General features: G+C 57.6%; 13 protein-coding genes and 1 pseudogene. 7 read left to right on the top strand and 7 right to left on the bottom strand.

Annotated elements, in window-relative coordinates; all coding sequences use genetic code 11:
* Nucleotides 1–842 precede the first annotated feature (842 nt).
* Genes ACVWZM_RS22815 through ACVWZM_RS22805 form a run of 3 tightly spaced genes read left to right on the top strand, consistent with a single transcriptional unit; the run spans nucleotide 843 to nucleotide 5039 of the window.
* Nucleotides 843–2462, top strand: coding sequence for an oleate hydratase (locus ACVWZM_RS22815; protein WP_456854944.1), 1620 nt, complete (start codon nucleotides 843–845; stop codon nucleotides 2460–2462).
* Nucleotides 2463–2488: 26 nt separating this feature from the next.
* Nucleotides 2489–3250, top strand: coding sequence for a glucose 1-dehydrogenase (locus tag ACVWZM_RS22810; protein WP_456854942.1), 762 nt, complete (start codon nucleotides 2489–2491; stop codon nucleotides 3248–3250).
* A gap of 43 nt (nucleotides 3251–3293) precedes the next feature.
* Entirely contained in the window at nucleotides 3294–5039 is a 1746-nt protein-coding gene (locus ACVWZM_RS22805; protein WP_456854940.1) for an oleate hydratase, read from the top strand.
* A gap of 176 nt (nucleotides 5040–5215) precedes the next feature.
* Here the strand turns inward: ACVWZM_RS22805 and ACVWZM_RS22800 are convergent, their stop codons facing one another.
* Both ACVWZM_RS22800 and ACVWZM_RS22795 read right to left on the bottom strand, forming a co-directional pair.
* Nucleotides 5216–5488: a DUF2326 domain-containing protein gene (locus tag ACVWZM_RS22800; protein WP_456854938.1), complete on the bottom strand. Its 273-nt coding sequence runs from the start codon at nucleotides 5486–5488 to the stop codon at nucleotides 5216–5218.
* 86 nt (nucleotides 5489–5574) lie between these two features.
* Nucleotides 5575–6114 carry a hypothetical protein gene (locus ACVWZM_RS22795; protein ID WP_456854936.1) on the bottom strand — a complete coding sequence of 180 codons (540 nt, stop codon included), beginning with the start codon at nucleotides 6112–6114 and terminating at the stop codon, nucleotides 5575–5577.
* A gap of 497 nt (nucleotides 6115–6611) precedes the next feature.
* Here ACVWZM_RS22795 and ACVWZM_RS22790 point away from each other — a divergent pair, with 497 nt between their 5' ends.
* Nucleotides 6612–7109: a GNAT family N-acetyltransferase gene (locus tag ACVWZM_RS22790; protein ID WP_456854934.1), complete on the top strand. Its 498-nt coding sequence runs from the start codon at nucleotides 6612–6614 to the stop codon at nucleotides 7107–7109.
* A gap of 301 nt (nucleotides 7110–7410) precedes the next feature.
* Here the strand turns inward: ACVWZM_RS22790 and ACVWZM_RS22785 are convergent, their stop codons facing one another.
* Nucleotides 7411–7980 carry a hypothetical protein gene (locus ACVWZM_RS22785; RefSeq protein WP_456854932.1) on the bottom strand — a complete coding sequence of 190 codons (570 nt, stop codon included), beginning with the start codon at nucleotides 7978–7980 and terminating at the stop codon, nucleotides 7411–7413.
* 315 nt (nucleotides 7981–8295) lie between these two features.
* On the opposite strand from ACVWZM_RS22785, the pseudogene ACVWZM_RS22780 reads away from it, so the two are divergent.
* Nucleotides 8296–8837 (top strand): annotated as a pseudogene (locus ACVWZM_RS22780) (IS66 family transposase); the annotation flags it as partial.
* Between the two features lie 246 nt (nucleotides 8838–9083).
* Here ACVWZM_RS22780 and tnpC read toward each other — a convergent pair.
* The 3 genes from tnpC to tnpA are packed head-to-tail and all read right to left on the bottom strand — an operon-like array spanning nucleotide 9084 to nucleotide 11515.
* Nucleotides 9084–10655 (bottom strand): IS66 family transposase, encoded by a 1572-nt coding sequence (gene tnpC / locus ACVWZM_RS22775; RefSeq protein WP_141343446.1) that lies wholly within the window; start codon nucleotides 10653–10655, stop codon nucleotides 9084–9086.
* A 52-nt stretch (nucleotides 10656–10707) separates the two neighbouring features.
* A complete protein-coding gene (gene tnpB / locus ACVWZM_RS22770) occupies nucleotides 10708–11061 on the bottom strand; it encodes an IS66 family insertion sequence element accessory protein TnpB (RefSeq protein WP_076834308.1) in 354 nt (117 codons plus the stop codon).
* On the bottom strand, nucleotides 11042–11515 hold the full coding sequence (tnpA, locus tag ACVWZM_RS22765) for an IS66-like element accessory protein TnpA (RefSeq protein WP_253625971.1): 474 nt from the start codon (nucleotides 11513–11515) through the stop codon (nucleotides 11042–11044). Before tnpA ends, tnpB begins: the two co-directional genes overlap by 20 nt.
* Before the next feature lie 190 nt (nucleotides 11516–11705).
* Between tnpA and ACVWZM_RS22760 the strand changes: the two genes are divergently transcribed.
* Nucleotides 11706–12986: an IS4 family transposase gene (locus ACVWZM_RS22760; RefSeq protein ID WP_456854778.1), complete on the top strand. Its 1281-nt coding sequence runs from the start codon at nucleotides 11706–11708 to the stop codon at nucleotides 12984–12986.
* Between the two features lie 18 nt (nucleotides 12987–13004).
* Nucleotides 13005–13310 carry a hypothetical protein gene (locus ACVWZM_RS22755; RefSeq protein ID WP_456854931.1) on the top strand — a complete coding sequence of 102 codons (306 nt, stop codon included), beginning with the start codon at nucleotides 13005–13007 and terminating at the stop codon, nucleotides 13308–13310.
* A 601-nt stretch (nucleotides 13311–13911) separates the two neighbouring features.
* On the opposite strand, the gene xopAG is transcribed toward ACVWZM_RS22755, so the two are convergent.
* Nucleotides 13912–15300, bottom strand: coding sequence for a XopAG/AvrGf1 family type III secretion system effector (gene xopAG / locus ACVWZM_RS22750; RefSeq protein ID WP_456854930.1), 1389 nt, complete (start codon nucleotides 15298–15300; stop codon nucleotides 13912–13914).
* Between the last annotated feature and the right edge of the window lie 502 nt (nucleotides 15301–15802).

Here is a 15802-nt window from a genome sequence, read left to right as displayed (position 1 = left end):
CATCGTGCCTCTTCGCTGCCCCGGTTACGATCGCACAGAGCTATTCGGACCAGGGAAGACGATCACGCACTTACATCCTTGCGTTCACAGAATGACGAGCCGAGCCGGCCACCGACGAGTAGCGCTATCGGCTTGACGTTAAAGCCCCTTCCCGTCGTCGTGAGGCCAGACACCGCCGACCTTTGTCCAAAATGCAGTTTCGCCTTCGCCCGTCACGATGAAGGCTTCGTGACTGGGGTTCTTCGGTTTACCTTTGCGTGTCATGGAATACTCCCGTTGATCTTGCCGCGAAGCAGGGCCGTTTGGGAGATAGAAAACGGAATCTGCCGGACGTGCCGGCAAGCGGTTGATGCCAGTATAGGAATGGCGGTTGACGGCGTAATCTCTTGACGCAGCTGCTCGGCCAGAGGTGATGCAAGTGCGCCACAATTTGTGTGATGAGACGGGCGCACCGTAGTCGGATTGCGCGGGCGTCTCATATCGAGCCTCATCGGGTGCTGGTCAGAGAACTTCAACGGGCGTCGTCATCAAAGTCGGTGACGTGCGGTTACCGGAACCGGTTGCGCTAACCTGTACCAAGCGTCCTGTGCGGTTGCCTTCTGTCTTGTCTGGTCAATGACGGCAGTGGTCGGAAACCTGACGTGACGATGCTCGAAAATCGTCCTTAATTCACAGCGCTCCGGGCAGCACTGCGGCTAAAATCTACCAGATCCGGATAACGGTAGCGGTGGACACCTTGAGGAGCCGTGCTTTGCAATCACTGTTTGCACGCGCCGCTATCGGCGCGCGGATTGCACAGGCTGGTTACTGAATGCTCTAACTGCTATGTGCCGGAGAACTTGATGTGCTCTTCTTTCCCGGTCTCCCGCCGTGATCCGGTGACGGAGGCAGCTCCTCGCCGTGCCTATTTGGTCGGAACGGGAATTGCCTCTTTGGCAACTGCGGTCTACCTCCTCAAGGAGGGCGGGCTATTAGGTCAGCATATCGTCTTGTTCGAGCAGCTCGAACAATTCGGCGGAAGCCTTGACGCACATGGTAACCCAAAGGACGGATATGTCATGCGCGGCGGACGCATGTTCGAGGAGAAGTTCAATTGCACCTACGATTTGCTATCGTTCATTCCGTCGATTGCTGATCCGTCCAGATCGGTAATGGAAGAACTGAAGGAATTCCATCAGGAGTTCTTCTGGAACGACAAGGCGCGCTTGGTATCTGGCGGTCAGATCGTCGATGTTTCCGATCTAGGGTTCAGCGAGAGAGACCGACTAGACTTGATCTCGCTTTGCGGGGCACCAGAGTCGTTGCTTAACTCCCGGACGATCCAGGACTGGTTCGGATATCATTTCTTCCAGAGCAACTTCTGGTTCATTTGGTCCACAACCTTCGCGTTCAAGCCTTGGCATAGCGCGACCGAGTTCAAGCGCTACTGTCTGCGGTTCCTGCATTTGTTCTCGACAATCGACACCATGGCGGGGATCTACCGGACGCAGTTCAATCAGTTTGACGCCATAGTGCGCCCGATCGTCGCATGGTTGAAGGCCGGCGGCGTACAGTTCGAGATGGCGGCGGAAGTGATCGATATTGAGGTTGTGATCGAAGGCCCGCAGAAGATTGCGACGCGGTTGCACTATCGGCAGGGTGGCAAGGACCGCGCTATCGATCTGGCTAAACGCGATCTGGTGTTTGTGACCAACGGTTCAATGACATCCGATACCAGCTACGGTTCGATGGACACGGTTCCAGTGCTGAAGACGGAGCGAAGCGGAGGTTCGTGGAAGCTTTGGGAGCTACTGGCCGGCAAAAGCCGAGACTTCGGTAACCCTACGGTTTTCGTCTCCAAAATCGATCGCTCCAAATGGGAGTCGTTCACTGTCACGGCGGACGACGCGTGCTTCTTCGACTGGCTTGAGGCCTTCTCCGGCAGTAAGGCGGGCAAGGGCGGACTGGTGACGATCAAGGACTCCAATTGGCTCTTGACTATCGTCCTTAATCGTCAACCGCACTATTACGAACAGCCGAAGAATGTCTGGGTGTGGTGGGGCTACGGGCTCTTCCCCGACAACCCTGGTAATTTCGTGCATAAGCCGATGTCGGAGTGCACGGGGCGTGAAATCCTCGTCGAACTGCTTTCGCACCTGCGATTCAACGAGATTATCCCGCACGTTCTAAAAACGTCGCGTGTGGTTATGGCAATGATGCCTTACATCACCGCGCAGTTCATGCCGCGCGCGAAGACCGACCGACCGAAGGTCATCCCGAACGGATCGAGCAACCTGGCCTTTATCGGTCAATTCTGCGAGATTCCCGACGACGTTGTTTTTACGGTCGAATACTCAGTGCGCGCGGCACAGACCGCCGTGTTCGGCTTGCTCGATATTCAACGTCCGGTCTCGCCCTTCTACAAGGGCCAGCACGATTCCCGCGTCCTCTTCGACGCCTGGAAGACGTTGCATCGCCATTGATCCGCAGCACCAACCAAGGATCCCTCATGGGACGTGTGAATAACAAAGTCATCATTGTAACGGGCGCGGCTCGCGGTATGGGGGCGGCTCATGCCCGCCTGCTGGTGGCTGAGGGAGCCAAGGTTGTAATCACTGATATTCTTCATACCGAGGGAGAGGCTCTCGCCGCTGAACTCGGCAGCTCGGCCGTCTACGTCCATCAAGACGTTACCCGGCCAGAGGACTGGGCCAAGACAATTGCAAGCGCGGAGCTTGGCTTCGGCCTGCTGCATGGCCTAGTCAACAATGCGGGGATCGTGAACATTGCGCCCCTCGAGCAGTTCCCGCTCGATCGGTGGAATGAGACCCTGGCTGTCAATCTCACCGGTGTATTTCTGGGAATGCAGGCGGCTCTGCCAGCCATCAGGCGTGCGGGCGGAGGTTCGATCGTTAACATCTCGTCGGTTGAGGGGTTGCGGGGCAGTGCCGGGCTTCATGCCTATGTCGCTTCCAAGTTCGGCGTGCGAGGCATAACCAAGTCCGCTGCGTTGGAGGCCGTCGCCTCATGCGTACGCGTCAACTCGATCCATCCCGGCCTTATCGCCAGCCCAATGACCGAGAGCTTCGATTCCTCGCTTTTCCCCATACCGCTTGGCCGACCAGCCGAGCCGCAAGAGGTGTCGCAGGCTGTCCTGTTTTTGCTCAGCGACGAGTCGAGTTACGTTACCGGTTCCGAGATCGTCGTCGACGGCGGTCTGACGATCGGCGTCCCGCGTAAATGCCTGGCGCCCGAGAACATCTTTTGCTGAGCCATCTCGTTAGTCGATTAATCCAGTCGGATGGAATGTCGCCATGTATTACTGTAGCGGCAATTACGAAGCATTCGCGCGCCCTCGCAAACCCAAAGGTGTGGATAACAAGACGGCGTGGTTTGTTGGTTCGGGTCTGGCCGCGCTTTCAGGCGCGGCTTTTCTGATCCGTGATGGCCATATGCGTGGCGATCGGATCACTATACTGGAGCGGCTGAAGATACCCGGCGGAGCGCTCGACGGTAGCCACGACCTGAAGCGAGGTTTCGTGATCCGGGGTGGCCGTGAAATGGAAGATCATTTCGAGTGTCTATGGGATTTGTACCGATCGATCCCGTCGCTCGAAATCGAGGGGGCCAGCGTACTCGACGAATTCTACTGGTTGAACAAGGATGATCCGAACTACTCACTTCAGCGGGTGACGGTGAACCAGGGACAGGATGCCCATACCGATGGCCTCTTCACGTTGAACGAAGCCGCGCAGAAGGAAATGATTTCTATCTTTCTGGCCTCCCGCGAGGAGATGCAAAATAAGCGGATCGACGAAGTATTCGGAACGGATTTCTTTATCAGCAATTTCTGGCTCTATTGGCGCACAATGTTCGCTTTCGAGGAATGGCATTCCGCACTTGAGATGAAGCTCTATCTGCATCGGTTCGTCCACCATATCGGCGGCCTGCCGGATTTCAGCGCGCTAAAGTTTACTAAGTACAATCAGTATGAATCCCTGGTTCTACCGCTGTGCAAATGGCTGCTCGAGGAAGGCGTCAACTTCCGCTACGACGTCGAAGTTACTGATGTCGATTTCGACCTAAAGGCCGGACGCAAGCAGGCCACCACCATTTACTGGTTGGAGGAAGGTGTCGCGGGCCGCGTCTCCCTTGGCGCCGATGATCTTGTATTCATGACGATCGGATCGCTCACCGAGAACTCGGACAAGGGAGACCATCACACGCCCTCCAAACTCGATGAAGGCCCGGCGCCTGCATGGGATCTGTGGCGCCGCATAGCGGCCAAGGACGCGGCCTTCGGCCGCCCGGACGTCTTCGGAGGTAATATCCCCGCTACCAAATGGGAATCGGCGACTGTCACGACTCTGGACGCGCGCATTCCGGGATATATCCGCAAGATCGCCAAACGCGATCCGTTCAGCGGCAAGGTCGTCACAGGAGGCATCGTTACGGCGAAGGATTCGAGCTGGCTCCTCAGTTGGACCGTAAACCGCCAGCCGCATTTCAAGCACCAGCCCAGCGATCAGGTCGTCGTTTGGGTCTACTCACTTTTTGTCGACGAACCTGGAGACTACGTCAACAAACCGATGCAAGATTGCACAGGCGAGGAAATCACCCAGGAATGGCTGTATCACCTCGGCGCGCCGGTCGAGGACATACCAGAACTCGCCGCAACGGCCGCCAGGACAGTGCCGGTGATGATGCCGTATGTCACCTCTTTCTTCATGCCGCGGCAGGCGGGGGACCGGCCAAACGTTGTGCCCACAGGGGCTGCTAACTTTGCTTTTATCGGCCAATTTGCCGAGTCGGCGGAGCGCGATTGCATCTTCACGACCGAATATTCGGTTCGCACGGCGATGGAGGCCGTCTACACGCTCCTGAACGTTGAACGTGGTGTGCCGGAGGTCTTCAATTCGACCTATGACATACGTAAGCTACTTATGGCAATCGGCAGGCTGCGCGACGGCAAGGAAGTCCCAATCCTCAACCCGGCGGTTTTGGGTGAGCTAATGCTGAACCATTTCGACACCACGAAAGCCCGCACAGCGGCTCGATAAATATCATCGTTCTCTGAGCGAGGCGCTTTGCTCCTATCCTGTGCAACCGGAAGGCTGCATTGTTAACTGTACGTGTAGGCGTGAGTTGCAAGGAGCCGATCTCGGGCGAAATCGTCCATTCGCGAGGCTGCGCGAGACAGTTCCTTCACGGTTTGCACGTGCTCGCTGGTAGCCGCTCATGCTGGCACTCCCGCTGCGGCGGAACCTCTTCCGAAGCTAGAACTCCGCCATCTTGAAGAGGAGGCCATCGGCTCCGTCGTCGTGAAGGCGGAGTATGATTTCGTCCGGTGAGAAGGTGGGGGAGACTTCTCCTCGATGCGCGGGAGATCTGAAGCTATCAGTGTCATTATGTATTGCGTTTTCTTCGTCGCCGTCTGCTCACGCACGACCTCCAACAGCGCTAGCTTCTTTCGGTCGTCCAAAGCCTCGAAAATGCCATCGTGGTACACAAAGTGAAAGAAACCGACGTCCTCTACACCTTCAGCAGAGCCAAATCGAAGAGAGCGCAGACCAGCTTTTTGTAGCTCGTCCCTTTCTAACTGGAAGTGTTGCCGGTTTGGCCGGGCAGGCCCAGGCCGATGGTGTAATCAAAGTTGCCGCTTTGTTGACGTAGAAATAGAAAATGCCTTCGTGATTTAACACGCGTAATAGCCGTTAAAAACACGCCGGAAGTTCTCGTAGATGGTTGTTGGTTTCGCGACCATGGCCTTGATTTCATCGACAACTTGACCACGTTCGCGTCACTCTCACGGACCTCCCGTGCGGTGGCGACCACCACGTCAACTTCTGCGCTGCTCTTCCAGGTAATCGAAGCGTCGAGCTCGTACTTGCGTTGAACTGAGGACTCGTCAAATCCAAACAGATAAGCCACAAATGGCTTCCAATAGGCGTCTTTGCCTATCTCGAATTTCTGGAGCTTTAACTCGTCGCTGAAGTCGCCCTGGGCCATCAAAAAGTAAGTGATGGCCATGCGATAGTCGTAAGGCTTGAGAATCTCCAGGTCGAGCCATCCATCCATCAACTTGATGGCCTCGGCATTACTCAGTTCAGGATGGTCCCATTGATCGTCCGGCATCAACCAATCGCCTGCCACCTTGGGCGTGGCGCGTCCGGGCAACCTTGTTGGGATTGTCAGGGCCACGTCGAACGGTAGCGAGTGGCCGGAATTGAGGCGGATCTCGATGAAGAACTGGTACCTGAGAACCTTGATGCTTGACTAGGGACTGCTCCGGCGCAGCGCCTTTGAGCATCAAAACTTCGATTAGGTGGAGGAGAGTGGTTTGCCAAGGTTGTGCGAGGCTTGGCTCGGGATTACTAGCGAAGGATTCCTCGAATTTGAGCAGTTCTGCATCCCGGGTTTCCCCTGGGAGCACTCAAGTTTTAGCCTAAGTCCGTTGCGTCTACCAACTTCGCCACGCCCGCATGCCAAGGGCTTCATAACCCGGTCTGTGCCTGTCGCCAAGGTGTTAGGGTTGGATCGCGGCCGTGGCACCTCAATGGACGTCGATCTGGACAGGCGTTGCAAGCTAATGGATTATTCGGCGCTTGGAATTTCATTGGAAGCACATGTAGATGCCCTGGCGTGCGATGGAAACTTGGGATCTTCAGGGGGTGAACAGTGTCGCGGGTCGTGTTCACCTGAACTATCGCGAAGACGCGGAGGTTTTTGCTGAACGTCTGCGGCTCTATCCCGAGGGATGCTTCGTTCTCAAGGGCCGACGTGCCGGAATTGTTGGCTACGTCGTCAGCCACCCGTGGCAATTTAGGCAGCCACCCGCGCTCAACGCCCTTTTGAAGAAACTGCCGGTACCTGGGTCAACCTACTATGTCCATGACATCGCCCTGTTGCCGGCGGCACGGGCCAATGGTGCGGCTTCCGACGCAGTGCGCCAACTCATTGCCCACGCAACGGAAGCCCGCTTTCCGAATGTCTCATTGGTAGCGGTGAATGATTCAGAACAATTCTGGGAGCGTCATGGTTTCCACACGTTCGAGGACGCCACTCTCAGCAAAACGCTCGCTACCTACGACAGATATGCAATGTATATGGTGCGTCGCAACGCACCGTGAAAGCCTGCCGAAACTGCTTCGCTTGTTGGCGTCGCAGCTCTGCTTTGGCTAACCTAGTTATCTGCACGCCGAGTTCTTGTGAGTGACGTGAGTTTCTGCGACTCGCAAAAGTCGTGCGAGCCGAGCGCCTCGGTCATGTCGCGCGCGCCGCTTTGCACCCTGCGTCGCTGCTGGCGCGACCTTCTTCCTCTTCATGTCGGGAAACACGTTTGAGGTTGATTGCCGCTGCGCTCAGCTTATTTTTTATGTGCGAAGTAATAGTATCCCGACGCTGGTACGGCGATTCTGTCGGCACCTTCCATCAGCCGCAAGCAGACGTACGTGTGCCGCGGACTGCAGGCCGCGCGGCGCTTCCCTCGCGGTCGAACTTAAGCTCCTGCTTTTCAAGGATGGTATTAGGAGGAAATACTGGTTGTTCGGGAACAAGCGGTGGTCGGCTTGGCCTTGTTTCGCGTGCGGAGCCGCAGGAAGGGCGCAACGGCATGCTAGGCATGCTCTTGCAGTAGCAGACGCCGCGCTTGCCGCGGACTTCAATTTCCAGAATGCGCTCACCTGCTTCGCGATCGTTGACGATCGAAACATCGTGGTACTCTAGTCGCTTTGCGTCATCAGGTCCCAAGCTGATATTCGCCATGAAGATGATGAAGTCGCAACCCTTCTTCGCCCTGATAGCGATAACTCTCCTTCTTATGCGATCGATGCGGTATTCCGCGATCATGCCGAAGGTGATGGAGCAGTTTGTCGCCGAATGTGATGAGATGAGATACTTGCGGCGTTGTTCGCGACCGGCGATGTAGAGGGGCTGCGACGCCCCTCGGTCAGCACTGAAATTCGTGGAGAAAATGTTCCGCGGCGTCTTCGAAGGTACCATTCCGCGGCGAATTGGTTCGCGTTCGAAATTCCTTCGAGTTTAGTGCTGGTCCGATGGCTGCGGTTCGCGACGCCCGCGGCGACCTGCCAGAACTGCTGTCGGCACTTCGCTTGTAGATGTAGCACCTGCCGCCCAAGAGATCGTAACGCTCGACGGTGCCGTCCGTCTCGGCGTACCCAGCTCCGTGAATCGGGAACTTTGGCCCAACCAAACTAATGATGCTAACCTTAGTCCACGGACCTTGTCCACGTACGTCCTCCTTGCCGTGGTTTGAACACCCACATTTTGGCACAATCGATGCCGTTCCGCTCCATCGGCTATGCCGCCTATAACAAGCTCGCGCGATCTAATCGCGGCAACGATGGCATCACATTGGTCGAGCGGATGACGAAGCTTCGGCAAGTCGAGAAGACCGTGCGCCGTCCAAGCCCCGACGCAAGCATCGCCACGCGCCGACAAGCCTCCGCCGCGATCGTCGCAGATCTCTTCGATCTCTAGCAGCAGACCTTGCGGCGGATCTCCGGCAAATCAAAACTGGCCGAGGCGATCCGCTATGCCGTCTCACGCCGTGCCATCTTCGAACACTTGCTGGCCGACACTCGCATTTAGCTCGACTCCAATATTGTTATTGTCGAAAGGGCCATCAGGCCACAAACGAGTACGAGAAACAAATTTGCCCCTTCGCTGGCCGCGACGGCGGCGGGCAAAACTGGGCGGCTATCGCAACGCTGCTGCAGACGGCGAAAATGAACAACGTCAATCCGTTCGATTGGCGCGCCGTACAACTTCAACGTATCGCTAACGGTTGGCCAAGCAGCGGAATCGACGCGCTTACGCCTCTGAACTACGCCAACTGATGGCCTCAGCTTGCTTTCAATTACCCACATTTGACGTCGGATTTGAGCGAGGCGCGGCGGGCGAAATCTTGAATCGGCAGAATCTGTTGTGATTCATTGTTGAGCACCTGATTCGGAAGTGGGGTGCTCGATGGGGTTGGTGAAGGAACGCGCGGAGACGCGTGCTCAGCGTAAGCGCGATTTTCCGCGCACGTTGTCGGCCGCGATTTGACGGATGGCCTTCGTATCGGGGCGATGCTGAGCCGTTCAGGCAGTGGCCGCTTTGGGGAAGTTGAAGGGCAACAGGTCAGCGATATCGGCGTTGTCCACGCGCTGAGGCAACTCGGTGAGCACATGGCGCAGCCATGTTAACGGCTCGACACGTGAGGCGCGGCAGGTCAGCATTAGGCTGTAGACGACGGCGCTGGCCCTGGCTCCGTCGACGGTGTCGCTGAACAGCCAGCTTTTTCGGCCGGTGGCAAAAACCCTGATGTCGCGCTCCAGAAGATTGTTGTCGATCGGCATCCTGCCATCTTCGGTGTAACGCGTCAGATAGTCCCATTGGTTCCGGGTGTAAGATACGGCGTCGCCAAGCTTGCTGTCCGGCAGGACCTTCGGGGCGATTTGATCGAGCCATTCCTTGAGGGCGTTCAGGACAGGAATGCTGTGTTGCTGGCGGAAGCGACGGATGCATTGATCCGGCGTTTCGTCTCTGTCCGGTTTCTCGTCCCGCGCCTGCCTTTCAACCCGGTAGAGCTGCTCGAAGAACCGCAGCGCCTGCTCGGGCGGCCCGCCGCCCTTCTTTCTCGCTTTGAGGGCGTCGACAAAACGCCGCCGGGAGTGGGCCATGCATCCAATGTGGGTGGCCCCTTCCAGCGTGCGCCATGCGCTATAGCCGTCACTCATCACGATGCCACGGTAATCGCCGAGGAAGACCTGCGGGTGGATTTGGCCGCGGCCCGGCTGATAATCCAGAAGAACGATCGGCTCGTGACTATCCTTGCCGCTGCGATACGCCCACATGTACGATGTGCTGGTGGCCGCTTTGTCCTTCTCCTTGAGGACCTGAACCGTCGTCTCGTCGCCATGGATGAGAGGCTGCGATCTGAGCCGCAGCTTCAGGGCGTCATAAATGCGATGCAGATGCTTCTCGCTCGAGCCGATCACCCAGTGGCCCAAAGCGCCGCGGCTGACAGGAACGCCTGCGCGTTCGAAGGCCTGCGCCAAGCGGTAGAGCGGCGTGCCGTCGACATATTTGTGAACCAGCGCGAACGCCAGCGTCGAGGCCGTGGCAACGCTGCCCGGCAACGGCTGCGTCGGCATCGGCGCGGTCACGACAGGGGCGTTGATCCCGGTGCGATCGCAATGGCGGCAGGCATATTTGAAGCGCACATTCTGTAAAACCTTCGCCTTCACCTCGATATGAAGTTGCTCGGTGACAGCCTCGCCCATGCGATGCATCTGGCCACGGCAGCAAGGACACGCCTTCTGATCGTCGGGCAGGTCATACTCGACGCGCTCGCGCGGCAGGTTTGCCGGCAGCGGCCTGCGGCCGCGCTTCTTTCCCGTCGTGCTTTCGACCGATGGCAGACCCGTGTCCGGAAGTTCGGCGGTATCGTTCGTTTCGCTGCCGGCGTCATCCTCATCGGCGGCCTGCTCGGCTTCATTGAAGAGACGGTCGACGTGCTTTTCGCTGCGCGGCGCAAAACGATGCAGGCGTGCCAGCGCCAGTTCTTCCTCCAGCTTGACGACGCGCTCCGTGAGCTGACGATTCTCCGCCTCCAGCGCGGCAATGCGCGCCAACAGCACCTCGACACTCGGATTGCCGGTTCGATTCATCGGATTCTTGAATCTGAACCGTTCCGACGCGTCAACCGCTCAACTCAAGAGCTCAGCCGGCAACCTGATATTGCCGCACCGGATGACGGACCATCGCATCGATATCGATGCCGTCGAGGATCCAGTGCAACTGCTCGGTCGTAAGCCGGACGACCGCCTCCTGGCGGCGCGGCCATCGGAACTTGTCCTCGGTCAGCCGCTTCAGGACCAGCACAAAGCCGGACCGGTCGAAGAACAGCAACTTCATCCGGTCGCAACGGCGATTGCAGAACGCAAAAACCGCCGGCACAAACGGATCGAGCGCCATCGTCTCCTGAACCAGAACCGCAAGGCTGTTGATGCCAGCTCGGAAGTCGATCGGCTCACGGTGCAGATAGACCTGCAGGTCACCGCCCAGTCTGAACATGGCCCAGGGCTCCAATGATCGCCGTCAATGCATCCACATCCCCGCATTCCAGCGCGAGCTTCACGCCATTCGGCAGCGACGCGCTCACCTTGGCCGGAGAACAAAAAGCTGGAGACCCCTTGGATTCCGACCCACCCACTTCATCGCAGGTCGCCGGCAAATCCACCGCCTCCACACTGCCTTGCCGCGACAAACCCCGCTCGGCGGCCCCCTCAGGGTGAACCGGGATGAACGCCGAGGGTGACGACGACGGCGCCGACCTGGCCGCGGCGTCCTTCTTGATCCACTTCCGAAGCAGGTTCGCGTTGACCCCATGTTCGAGTGCAAGTCTCGAGACCGAAACGCCAGGCTCAAGGCAGGCCGCCACAAGACGCTCCTTCGATGTCGTCTCAAAGCGCCGGCGACCGTTCCGACCAACAAGCCTGACACGCAGTTTCTGACCATCGTCGCTCATCATGAGGTGTCCACCTATTTAAGTGGACACCTCATGCATCAGAGCACTCAAAACCAAAAGGTGCGGGGAAATTCGCGCTTACTGCTCAGCGATTGACGACCGGTATCGAGACGTGGGTTGATCGAAGCTGCGGGATGATGAGCGGCTTGGTCGCCGGTTCTGCAAGTTGCTCGCACAAGTCGGGAGCGACATGGGTCAAAGCATCCCGTTGGTTTGTCAGGACTGGGCCAACACGAAGGCCGCCTATCGCTTCTTCTCCAATGAGCGGGTCAATGAGGCGGATATTCTTTGCGGTCATTTCGAGGCGACGCGCGGGCGCGTAGCGGCGACGGAGGGACCGATCCTCGTCCTCCATGACACGACGGAATTCAGCTTCAAGCGCGAGAAGCCGGATCTGATCGGCTTTACGGGCAAGACGGCAGGACGCACACAGTGCGGCATCCTGATGCATTCTAGTCTCGCCGTGACGACCGAGGGGCTTCCGCTCGGACTGTCGGCAATCAAGTTCTGGACCCGCAAGAAGTTCAAGGGGACGACGGCGCTGAAGCGAAAGATCAATCCGACACGGGTGCCGATCGAGCAGAAGGAGAGCATCCGCTGGCTCGGGAATTTACGGCAATCGACCGACCTTCTCGCTGCTCCTGGACGATGCGTTCATATTGGTGATCGCGAGAGCGACATCTATGAGCTGTTTTGCCTGGCCGAGGAGGTCGGAACGCATTTCCTGGTGCGAACCTGTGTTGATCGGCTTGCCGGGGACGGCAATCATACAATTGCCGACGAAATGGACGAGGTGACGATCAAGGGTCTACATCGGATCAAGGTCAAGGACGACAAAGGCGATCCCGACGACGCCGTTCTTGAGATCAGGTACCGCAAGATACGCGTCCTGCCGCCGATCGGCAAACAGACGAAATATCCCGCACTCACTCTGACCGTGATCCACGCTCAGGAGCGGGGAAGGCCGAAGCGGCGAAAGAAAATCGAGTGGAAGCTCCTCACCGATCTCCCGGTCCGATCGCGCAAGGACGCCATCAATAAGATCGACTGGTATGCCTTGAGGTGGAAGATCGAAGTCTTCCATAAGATCCTCAAATCGGGCTGCAAAGCAGAGGACTCAAAATTGCGAACTGCTGAGCGTCTGGTCAATCTGGTCGCGGTCTTCTGCATTGTGAGTTGGCGCGTCTTCTGGATGACGATGCTCAATCGCTCCTCGCCGAATGTCGTACCGCAAACGGCGCTGACAGATCCCGAAATCAGGCTTCTTGATCATTTTGTGAAAGACAGGGGTGGCGATTGCTCTCGACGAAGCACGCTCTCGCACTATGTCGTCAAGATCGCGCGGCTCGGAGGATATTTAGCCCGAGCCAACGATCCGCCTCCAGGAAATACCGTGATCTGGCGCGGACTATCGCGGCTGACCGACATCGAATTGGGAGCTGCGATCGAGGCAAAAATTATGGGTAATTGAAAGCAACGGAGGCGTACGTTGAGCCTGCCCAAGACCCTGCTAACGCAGCTCGGCTCCGACTGCCTCGATGATCTGGATGATAACCCGCCGCCTGCGCGGGTGCGGACCAACCTAACGGCGGCCACGAAGGCTGATGGTTATGCTGGCCCGAGCGTGTTTTTCTCGGATCCCGACGAAACAGCACACAATCGGGCGCGGCCCCTGGCCGAGGCAGTCGCGGATTGGCTCGACGAGCCGGACGCGGCGGCCATCTGGCGGAGCTTCGCACCGGGAGCCGAGGAATATTCGCTTCCTCGACAGGCTGCGGGACAACGTGAACTATGACGCATTCCGGCAGGCGGTGGCCGCGGACCTGCGGCGGGCTGCGGGGAGGCCGACATTTGCGCGAGCATTACTTGCAGGCGGCCGTCGCGGCGAACGAGAGCTGCGAGGATCGCGATTGCCCACCGATCATATATCATAAGAACGATTTTAGCCGGTTTCGGGCCAAACTTGGCGTTGCAGGCTCGACGAACCCCGTTGTTGTCGCCCAAACCGATACAAGTCTAGATGACGGAAAACAGCGGACTCGCGCCCCCCCTATGACGCGACACTATCGAACAAGGGATAAGGGCCAGCCCTATTGCCCCCAGATCAGGCCACTATACTCCGCGCAGTCGATCACTCACTGCGTCATTCCGGGATGACTGCGGCATCGTCATCGCCCACTTCTCGTTTTTGGAGCCCGACCAAAGTCTTTCTCGAAATGACAACCTGCGGATTGCGTCCCCTCCTCATCGTTCGCTCGAACGAGCCGCTTTTCATCCTCCTGGATTCGACCTCCGCGTCTCAGGACGCATATATGCAATGAAATCGGACTCAACTCGTCTTCGAGCTCTGCGCGCCTCGAGAGTGTCGTATCGCTAATGCTCGGTTCGTTACGGCGTCAACTCCGTATCGAGAGATATCTACCGCCGTAATACTCTTGCGCAGCATTGCGACACACTCCCTCGTAGAACTCGTCAGCGTCTTCAATTGTGTAACCAGCGCCGGCGAAGCAGCCTCGTGCTACCTCGTGGAGCGTATGCCTTATTGACGTCGTATCGTCGTATACCGCGTTCAGACACGCGATGATGACTACGACCTCCTCCTTTGAAAGGCGCGGCTGGCCACTCATCAAGCGCGCGTGATTGATGCAGGCGACCGCGTTGGCGCACGTGAACGAGTCGCCCAATCCCGAGCAGTCCTCGAACCCATTGCTCTGCTCGTTCAACTTGACGTGCGCGATGGGCAGATATTTCAAGTCATCCATCTTAGCGTAATTCAATTCATCGCCTGTCACGCGACCATGACGGGACCGCCTCTCCTGCAGCCAGCCGTCGAGTTGATGCAGGTTCGGCCCAACCCAACTTTTGTTGCGTTTGAGCGGGTTCATATTTGGATCTTCGAACATAAAAGTCGCATCGAGCCTGCTGGTTTCCTCCCGTGACAGCCAGCCCTGCTCCGAAAGGGTCTGCATCACGACGTTCTCAGCGTTTCCCCAACGGTCGTCCGCAGCGTAGACCTGCCTGAAGTTCAGGATGGCTTGGCCAGCCACGAATTGGACATCCTCTTCGAGACCGCAATCCTTGTCGAGCAGCGCCTCGAGCCTCTCGATACATTGCTTGAAAGTTAGTCCCTTGTCGCTCTGGATGGCATCTTGGAAGTGCTGCATGCCCTTGTTCACGAAAGGATGCGTGATTGACCTTGAGGTGTAGCCGTAAGCGCCAGTTTCCTCATTGAGCACGCCGGTCAACGCGTACTTGCCCTTCTTGTCGTATAGCGGGCTCTTCGTAAGGTCCGGATCCTTGGGCACTTTCGGTGGCCTGTACTTGGCCACGCAATCATCCTTTACGAGATGACCCTTCATACAGCTCAGGTTCCGCACAAGAGACGTGCAGGCCTCTTTGGAGTCCACCAAGCGACCAACGTATACATAGGTCGCCGCCCGGTAGTCGATCATTGTTACGAACAGGTTGTTACCGCAGGTACGGATTGGATTGAGGGGACGCTCATGGAGGCGCCGAGTGTAAGAATCGGCAGCGTGATACGACGTGTAGTACTCCCTTGCCTTCGCCTGAGCCAGTCTGAGCCGTTCGTTACCGGTGAAGCCCTTCTTCCCGTCGTGTAGTGATGTCGTAGAAAGGAAGAAGTTATTTCCGACCTCATTATAGGCGTAGCCCGCGCCCGCGAGATACAATCCGTATTTCAATGCGCGCGCAACGTTTGGCCCGTCTCCGCTCCCGCCCTTCGCTCCGTCTCCACTATTCGTTTCTCTCCCGACCTGTCGCACCACAGAGTTCCTCCCATCTGGAGTTGCTAGATTCCGGGCATTGACCGCAGCAAGTGAATGCCGCTCCGCATGGAGCGCAGTCATCGAACTCGGGGCCTCGGCCCATCCGCCGACGATTTGCCAAACCTGGGAGCGAAGCGCTGCAAGTGAATGGTCCGCTTGGTGAGGCGCACTGAGGACGCTTGCCCCGGCCTGTTCGCCAACGATCCGCCAAACCCGGGAACGTAGAGAAGCAAGGGAATTGCCCATTTCGTGGAACGCAGTCATCGAGCTAAGTTGCCCGGCAGTCCACGAACGATCCGTCGGCTGAGTGACGAACATCGTCCGGGCTGGTTATTCCCAATTCACATCTCATGCTCGTCAATCACGGCCATGATGCACGATCAACAGCCCGATTGCGGCCCCTCTTGGCGCGCGCGATATTGCGGTCCGAACACTGCCGACTTGATGCACCGCGAGATTCTAAAGCATGACCACTTCGAAGGCCCGTGGACGCGTCGATGTG

The organism is Bradyrhizobium sp. USDA 4501, from assembly GCF_054062115.1.
The sequence above is the reverse complement of the archived record's forward strand: the minus strand, read 5'-3'. Positions and strand labels throughout refer to the sequence as shown.